General features: G+C 70.5%; 3 protein-coding genes. All 3 read left to right on the top strand.

Annotated elements, in window-relative coordinates:
- Positions 1–918 (top strand): ABC transporter ATP-binding protein (locus tag AC27VN_RS36705; protein WP_490879820.1); only part of this gene is annotated, 918 nt, incomplete at its 5' end.
- Positions 915–2,045, top strand: a complete 1,131-nt coding sequence (locus AC27VN_RS36710; protein ID WP_490879821.1) for an ABC transporter permease — start codon at positions 915–917, stop codon at positions 2,043–2,045. The genes AC27VN_RS36705 and AC27VN_RS36710, both read left to right, overlap by 4 nt.
- Before the next feature lie 13 nt (positions 2,046–2,058).
- Complete coding sequence (locus AC27VN_RS36715; protein WP_490879822.1) at positions 2,059–3,177, top strand: ABC transporter permease; 1,119 nt, start codon at positions 2,059–2,061, stop codon at positions 3,175–3,177.
- The last annotated feature ends 113 nt before the right edge of the window (positions 3,178–3,290 follow it).

Raw genomic sequence — 3,290 nt, forward strand, 5'->3', positions numbered from 1 at the left:
AAACTGCTCGAGGGCGCGGCCGCCGAACCCGTGGCGCCGCGGCTCGAGGACGGTTTCATGACGCTGCTGCGCACGCAGGAAGACCCGCCACCGAAGCCCGCCGAGCCGATCGCGCGGCAGCCGGCGCCCTCCTCCACGCCCGGCGACACCGTCATCGAGGTCAAGGACCTGGTGCGCCGCTTCGGCGACTTTACCGCCGTCGCCAGCACCAGCTTCAGCGTGCGGCGCGGCGAGATCTTCGGCCTGCTGGGCCCCAACGGCGCGGGCAAGACCACCACTTTCCGCATGCTCTGCGGCCTGCTGCCGGCCAGCGGCGGGCAGCTGCGCGTGGCCGGCGTCGACCTGCGCCATGCGCGCGCGCAGGCACGCCGGCGCATCGGCTACGTCTCGCAGAAGTTCGCGCTCTACGGCAACCTCAGCGTGCGCGAGAACCTCGAATTCTTCGGCGGCGCCTACGGCCTGCGCGGGGCGCGACTGCGCGAACGCATGGACGCGGTGCTGCGCCAGTTCGACCTGGCGCGCGAGATCGACGCGCCCAGCGGCCAGCTGCCCGGCGGCTACCGCCAGCGCCTGGCGATGGCCACCGGCCTGCTGCACGAGCCCGAGATCCTGTTCCTCGACGAGCCCACCAGCGGCGCCGACCCGCTCGCGCGGCGCGAGTTCTGGCGCCGCATCACCGCGCTGGCCGAGGCCGGCACCACGGTCGTGATCACCACCCACTTCATGGAAGAGGCCGAGTACTGCGACCGCATCGTGATCCAGGACGCGGGCCGGCTGCTGGCCATCGGCACGCCGCGCGAGGTGCGCGCGCAGGCGCTGGGCGACGAGCACGGCGAGCACGATGCGCGCCGCATCGACATGGAGCAGGCCTTCATCGGCATCGTCGAGAAGGCACGGAAGGAGAAGGTGCACGCATGAGCGGTTTCTGGTCCCGCCTGGTCTCGCTCACGCGCAAGGAGTTCCGCCAGCTGCTGCGCGACCGCAGCAACCTCGCGATCGGCATCCTGCTGCCGATGGTGCTGATCCTGATCTTCGGCTACGGCATGTCGCTCGACGTCAAGCATGCGCCGGTGGCGATCGTGTTCGAGGACGCCTCGCCCGGCGCGCACGAGGCGATGGCCGGGCTGCAGCTCTCGCCCACGCTCGCGCCGATCCCGCTGGCCTCGATGCACGACGCCGAGCAATTGATGCGCGAGCGCCGCATCGACGCCATCGTGCGGGTGCCCTCGGACTTCTCGCGCACGCTCGCGGCCGGCCAGGCGCGCGTGCAGGTGATCGTGCATGGCGCCGACGCGGGCCGCGCGACCATCGTGCTGCAGTACCTCAATGCGGCCATCGGCCAGTCGGCGCTGCGGCAGGCCGACCGCGGCGGCAACGCCAGCGCCGCGCCCGCCATCGGCAGCGTGACGGTCGAGCAGCGCATGTGGTTCAACGCCGCCAACACCAGCACCTGGTACCTGGTGCCGGGGCTGATCGTGCTGATCATGACGCTGGTCGGCGCCTTCCTCACCGCGCTGGTGATGGCGCGCGAATGGGAGCGCGGCACCCTCGAGGCGCTGTTCGTCACGCCGGTGCGGCCGGTCGAGATCCTGCTGGCGAAGATCGTGCCCTACTTCGCGGTCGGCATGCTGGGGCTGGCGCTGTGCCTGCTGGCCGCGCGCTTCCTGTTCGCGGTGCCGATGTACGGCTCGCTGGTCGTGGTGGTGCTGAGCTCGATGCTCTACCTGGTCGTGGCGGTGAGCCTGGGCCTGGTGATCTCCTCGGTCACGCGCAACCAGTTCCTCGCCAGCCAGGTGGCGCTGATCGCCACCTTCCTGCCCTCGATGATGCTGTCGGGCTTCCTGTTCGACCTGCGCAACACGCCGCTGGCGGTGCAGGTGATCGGGCATGCACTGCCGGCCACCTACTTCATGGAACTGGTCAAGACGCTGTTCCTCGCGGGCGACGTCTGGCCGCTGATCTGGCGCGACTGCGCCATCCTCGCCGCCTATGCGGTGGGCCTGCTGGCGCTGGCGCGCGCGGTCACGCGCAAGCGCCTGGACTGAAAGGACCCGCACCATGCTCGACTTCCTGCTGCGCATCGCCAACCTCTGCCGCAAGGAACTGCTCGCGATCCTCAAGGACCCCGCGAGCCGCGTGATCCTGGTCGTGCCGACGCTGATGCAGAGCCTGATCTTCGGCTACGCCGCCACCTACGACCTCAGCAACGTGCCCTATGCGCTGCTCGACCAGAGCCATGGCGGCGCGGCCACCGAGCTGGTCGCGCGGCTCGACGGCACCGGCGTGTTCCACCGCGTCGCCACGCTGCGCACCCAGGCCGACATCCGCGAGGTCATCGACACGCAGAAGGCGCTGCTGGTGGTGCAGCTCGGTCCCGACTTCGAGCAGCGGCTCGCGGCCGGCCAGCGCGCGCCGGTGCAGCTGATCCTCGATGCGCGCAACTCCAACACCGCGGGCTCGGCCGCCGGCTACGTGGGCGCGGTGGTCGAGCGCTACAACGCCGAGCTGCGCAGCCGCGCGGGCCTGGCGCCGGCGCCGCTGGCCGTGGAGTCGCGCGCCTGGTTCAACCCCAACCTCGAGACGCGGTGGAACCTGCTGCCCGGCATGATCGCCGCGCTCAGCATGGTGCAGACGCTGCTGCTGACCGCGCTGTCGGTGGCGCGCGAGCGCGAACAGGGCACCTTCGACCAGCTGCTGGTGACGCCGATGTCGCCGCTCGAGATCATGGTCGGCAAGGCGCTGCCGCCGGTGCTGGTGGGGCTGGTGCAGTCCTCGCTGGTGCTGCTGGTGGCGCGCTTCTGGTTCGGCATCCCGATGGCGGGCTCGCTGTTCACGCTCTACACCGGGCTGGTGTTCTTCACCGTCGCGAGCGTGGGCATCGGGCTGTCGATCTCGGCCGTGTCGGCCAACATGCAGCAGGCCATGCTCTACACCTTCGTGCTGCTGATGCCGATGATGCTGCTGTCGGGCCTGACCACGCCGGTGCGCAACATGCCCGAGCTGCTGCAGATGGCCACGCTGGCCAACCCGCTGCGCTTCGCGATCGACCTGGTGCAGCGCGTCTACCTCGAGGGCGTCGGGCTCTCGACGGTGGCGGCCAATCTCATTCCGCTCTCGGTCATCGCCCTGGTCACGCTGCCGCTGGCCGCCTGGTTGTTCCGGAACCGGCTCGCCTGAACGCGCGCCATTCCACGTCTGGAGAAGAAGACATGTCCATCCCTCATGCCCTCGCGCCGCTGGTGCTCGCCCTCGCGCTGTCGGGCTGCGCGGTCGGCCCCGACCATCGCCCC

Source organism: Variovorax sp. 20P10.2.4, assembly GCF_058244205.1.

What these genes read in the sequence shown, in the direction of transcription:
- AC27VN_RS36710 (WP_490879821.1), top strand. Translation starts at nt 915, where the DNA reads ATGAGCGGTTTCTGGTCCCGCCTGGTCTCGCTCACGCGCAAGGAGTTC.
- AC27VN_RS36715 (WP_490879822.1), top strand. Translation starts at nt 2,059, where the DNA reads ATGCTCGACTTCCTGCTGCGCATCGCCAACCTCTGCCGCAAGGAACTG.